Origin of the sequence: Okeania sp. SIO2B3 (assembly GCF_010672525.1) — a bacterium.
GTDB lineage: Bacteria > Cyanobacteriota > Cyanobacteriia > Cyanobacteriales > Microcoleaceae > Okeania.
Window position 1 is genome coordinate 1 of sequence record NZ_JAAHGH010000209.1, and the last position, 4,110, is coordinate 4,110.

Consider the following 4,110-nt stretch of genomic DNA (forward strand, 5'->3'; position numbering starts at 1 on the left):
CAACGAAGCAAACGTATTTTGAGTTAAATCTCAACTAAAACTTCTCAATTCTAATAATAAATTTATACCTTTTCTAAATCATGATGAAACTAAAACAGAGTGCTATACAAGAATTGTCTGCCCACACCAGACCATGTGCAACTGGTAACAGTAGCGGTAACTTACCACCAAACAAACGCCATCAAAGAAACAACAATACTCAAACTCCAGGAGACCTGCCCAACAAAGAGTCTAGGGTTCCAATAGCAAATGCTACCGGAAAAATTCAGTATAAGCCAGTGGGGGGCAGTGGATGGCTTAATAAATATACAAGCTGGAAATCCACCCAAAATGGTTATGTAGAGTATCCCCGAATTAAAGAAGAAACGCGGGGGACAAACGAACTCAAGCATTGGTATTGGAAATATTGCTGGCGCTCTAAAGGCTCTAAGAAGATTGAGTCTATTGGATGTCCGATCAAGAAAGTCCGTGCAGTAGAAAGAGCGATCACTGCAAAGATCCCATACAAAGAGATTTACAAGTACATAGTAGAAGATAAATCTGCACCTCCTCCTACATAAGTTTTTCAATTAACAATTAACAATTAATAATTAATAATTAATAATTATGGAAAAACACAACGTAATCAAGCTAAAATATTTTGCTTTTGCACTGCGGATTATTAAGTTATCACGCATATCTGAGTCAAGACAAAAAGAATATGTTTTATCAAAGCAATTGCTTCGGAGTGGCACTGCAATTGGTGCATTAATTCGTGAATCTGAATATGCAGAAAGCCGTGCTGACTTTGTGCATAAACTACGGATTTCTCTCAAAGAAGCCAATGAAACTCAATAGGGGTTAGAGCTATTACATCATGCTAATTACATTGATAAAAAAGGAGTTGAATCAATTAATCAAGACTGTATTGAACTCATAAAAATTTTGACTGCAATCATCAATTCAACAAACAATTATTAATTATTAATTGTTAATTATTAATTATTAACAGGAGTGCTAAATGAACCAGAAAAATACTACCACAAACAACTTTTCCCTTGACTCTACAGACACAGAATTACAGCAATGTATGAGTGATAGCGTTATAGAAACATCTTGCCTTGAGCTTGGTGATAAATATTCACCAAAAGGCCAAATAACAGCTCATCCATTTAGCCTGAGTCTAGAGGAATTATCTGGCCTCATCAACTATGGCCAAGAAAAACACCAAAATATTCAAGCGACGCAAGCTTTTTCTAGTAAGGATTCTAGCTTTCCTACTGAGTACTCAGTGGGAAAAATTTCAATTCAGTTAGCAGGAGATAGTAAACCTGGTGGCCAAACCAAACTTGGAACGCCCAAAAATACACCACTAAAGAATTCTAGCTTTCCTACTGACTACTCAGTGGGAAAAAATTCAATTCAGTTAGCAGAAGATAGTAAACCTGGTGGCCAAACCAAACTTGGAACGCCCAAAAATACACCACTAAAGAATTCTAGCTTTCCTACTGACTACTCAGTGGGAAAAATTTCAAGTCAGTTAGCAGAAGATAGTAAACCTGGTGGCCAAACCAAACTTGGGACGCCCAAAAATACACCACTAAAGAATTCTAGCTTTCCTACTGACTACTCAGTGGGAAAAATTTCAAGTCAGTTAGCAGGAGACAGTAAATCCGGAGGCCAACCAGGATTTGAAACGCCAATAAGTATACCAATAAAGGATTATAGCTTTCCTACTGAGTACTCAGTAGGAAAATCACCTGCAAAACCAGTAGGGGGCAGCGGATGGCTACACAAATACACAAGTTTAAAAAAAACCAAGACTGGGCTGGTTGAATACCCCCGCGTCAAAGAAGGTCAACGTTCTCGTGACAGCTCCCGTCGCTAAATCGGAGATTATAGCGCGGGCTTCTCTCAGTCGGATGTCCTCAGAAAAAGGTAAGAGCAGCTAGTAGTGCGATCGCTGCCAAACTACCACATCGCCAAATATTATTAATCATCAAAGGCGACAACTCCCCACCCACATAAATTTTCACCACTACACACCCCAATACAAACACCCATCACTTCTGAAAATTTTTTAATCACTGAAAACTTATGAATTTACCATCAGTAGCATCTCAAACAAAACTGCTGCAATCCTCATGGTTACAGCAGCAGAATCAAAAAAACGTGGAAGAAGATAAACAATTATCTTTGAACCTCATTGTAGCACCATCACAAATCCCACAACTCAGAGATTACCAACTCCAAGTTATTGACGATCTATATCAACTCCGGCAGAAAAATTATCGTCGCATACTTATCGTCGCCCCTACTGGAGCTGGAAAAACTATAATTGCTGCTTCCTTCATATATCAAGAGTATTCAAGTGGCAAAACAATACTATTCATAGTTCACAGAGACGTTTTAATCAAACAAACCCTCAAAAAATTTGATGACTTCGGCATCAAATGTGGAGTCATCGCTGGAGGCTACAAAGAAACTCGCTTGGCCCCTGTTCAAATAGCCAGCGCTCAAACCCTCAGTCGCAGGAAAACCAACTGGTTTACCCCCAACATTGTATTAATAGACGAAGCACATCAAACCGCCTGGAACAAAGTCGTACAGAGACAGCTAGAAAATTATGAATCTAGCAACACTACCTTTATAGGTTTAACCGCTACTCCCTGGAGACTCTCAAAACGAGAAGCAATGTCCGATCTGTTTGACACCCTCATTGCAGCTCCAACTCCAGGTGAACTAATTCTCAAAGGATACTTAGCGCCCCCAATTTACTACAGCGTAGATGGTGCTGACCTCAAAGGAGTGCGGACTGTAGCAGGTGATTATGATAACTCTGAGTTAGTAGTACGTTGCAATGTACCCGAAGTAGTTAATGCCATCGTCTCCGAATGGAAAAGATTAGCACTCAATCGATTAACCATTGCCTTTGCTGTGAATGTAGCCCACGCCAAAGCGATCGCCACTGCCTTCAATCAAGCTGGAATCGCTGCTGCAAGTGTAGACGGCACTATGCCAACAAAAATGCGAGAAGTAATTTATTCACAATTAGAGTCAGGACTCATCAAAGTCTTAGCAAGTTGTGAGGCATTGGGAGAAGGTTTCGACATCCCTGCCATTTCTTGCGTTCTCCTCTGTCGCCCCACTAAATCTAAGGCTAAGACATGGCAACAGATAGGGCGTGGGTTAAGGATATCCCCAGGAAAATATGATTGCTTAATCCTGGACCAAGCAGGATTAATTAAACAATTTGGATTCATTGAAGATTTCACAAAATTTACTCTCGGTCAATCAAAACATTCATTACCAAGTGAAGCCCCTACAAAAATTTGCCCTCAATGCAGTGCAGTTAATCGCAATTTTGATAAGGTTTGTGGCTGTTGTGGTTATCAGTTTTCTGTTTCCCAACTCTCCACCACCACAGACACAACATTTAAACTACTGCGCTGCACGGCAGATAAGGTCAAGCAATATCGCCATTACCACGAATTGCTCACAGAAGCTTATCATCGCGGTTTTAAACCTAATTGGGCAGACAAACAATACCAAATACATTATGGATACTGGCCTCCCTACAAATGGATGCACGGTGCCATATTTGGTACGCAACCTACTGTGGCTGACAAAGTTGCGTATCAAAAATATTTACTCCGCCTAATGAAAGCTGACGGTCAGTGCATAGGGTGGGTTGAACACCACATGAAGATGATTTTTGGCGATCGCGTGTGAATTCTGTAGGTTTAAAAGAAAAAACCTACAGAATTCACAGCCCTGTAGATTCAAAATTATTTTAAAAAAACTTATGAATCAATTATTACACAAACATCAAAATTCTGCAACTACTACCCTAATCTCCACTGTCCAAACTTCTTTACAGGAGGAGGTGTAAAATGGATTGGAAAATATTTAATCGCCACCCCAGAGCCTCAGAAATAGCAGAAGGTTTAGGAATTATCCCTGCTAACTTGGCATTAACACCAGTGCGCGAGAAACGCCCCTATAGAAGTAACTGGCAACATGAAGAGCCAGTTAGTAGGGAAGCGATCGCTACTGCCATAACCCAAGGGCAAGATTTAGTCAGCAAAAAAGGAAAACCCTACACTGGATATGATTCTGGATATGGGGTAA

General features: G+C 40.2%; 6 protein-coding genes. 5 read left to right on the plus strand and 1 reads right to left on the minus strand.

The window, feature by feature from the left end:
• Positions 1-80: 80 nt before the first annotated feature.
• From F6K15_RS37520 to F6K15_RS37530, 3 genes are all read left to right on the plus strand, one after another.
• Positions 81-560 (plus strand): hypothetical protein, encoded by a 480-nt coding sequence (locus F6K15_RS37520; RefSeq protein ID WP_293071130.1) that lies wholly within the window; start codon positions 81-83, stop codon positions 558-560.
• A 46-nt stretch (positions 561-606) separates the two neighbouring features.
• Complete coding sequence (locus tag F6K15_RS37525; protein WP_293071132.1) at positions 607-837, plus strand: four helix bundle protein; 231 nt, start codon at positions 607-609, stop codon at positions 835-837.
• A 163-nt stretch (positions 838-1,000) separates the two neighbouring features.
• Positions 1,001-1,867, plus strand: coding sequence for a hypothetical protein (locus F6K15_RS37530; protein WP_293071134.1), 867 nt, complete (start codon positions 1,001-1,003; stop codon positions 1,865-1,867).
• A gap of 40 nt (positions 1,868-1,907) precedes the next feature.
• On the opposite strand, the gene F6K15_RS37535 is transcribed toward F6K15_RS37530, so the two are convergent.
• Positions 1,908-2,039, minus strand: coding sequence for a hypothetical protein (locus tag F6K15_RS37535; protein WP_293071136.1), 132 nt, complete (start codon positions 2,037-2,039; stop codon positions 1,908-1,910).
• 37 nt (positions 2,040-2,076) lie between these two features.
• On the opposite strand from F6K15_RS37535, the gene F6K15_RS37540 reads away from it, so the two are divergent.
• Positions 2,077-3,711: a DEAD/DEAH box helicase gene (locus tag F6K15_RS37540; protein WP_293071138.1), complete on the plus strand. Its 1,635-nt coding sequence runs from the start codon at positions 2,077-2,079 to the stop codon at positions 3,709-3,711.
• Positions 3,712-3,872: 161 nt separating this feature from the next.
• Positions 3,873-4,110, plus strand: a 238-nt coding sequence (locus F6K15_RS37545) for a hypothetical protein (protein WP_293071140.1), incomplete at its 3' end; no start/stop codon positions are given.

What these genes read in the sequence shown, in the direction of transcription:
- F6K15_RS37520 (WP_293071130.1), top strand. Translation starts at nt 81, where the DNA reads ATGATGAAACTAAAACAGAGTGCTATACAAGAATTGTCTGCCCACACC.
- F6K15_RS37525 (WP_293071132.1), top strand. Translation starts at nt 607, where the DNA reads ATGGAAAAACACAACGTAATCAAGCTAAAATATTTTGCTTTTGCACTG.
- F6K15_RS37530 (WP_293071134.1), top strand. Translation starts at nt 1,001, where the DNA reads ATGAACCAGAAAAATACTACCACAAACAACTTTTCCCTTGACTCTACA.
- F6K15_RS37540 (WP_293071138.1), top strand. Translation starts at nt 2,077, where the DNA reads ATGAATTTACCATCAGTAGCATCTCAAACAAAACTGCTGCAATCCTCA.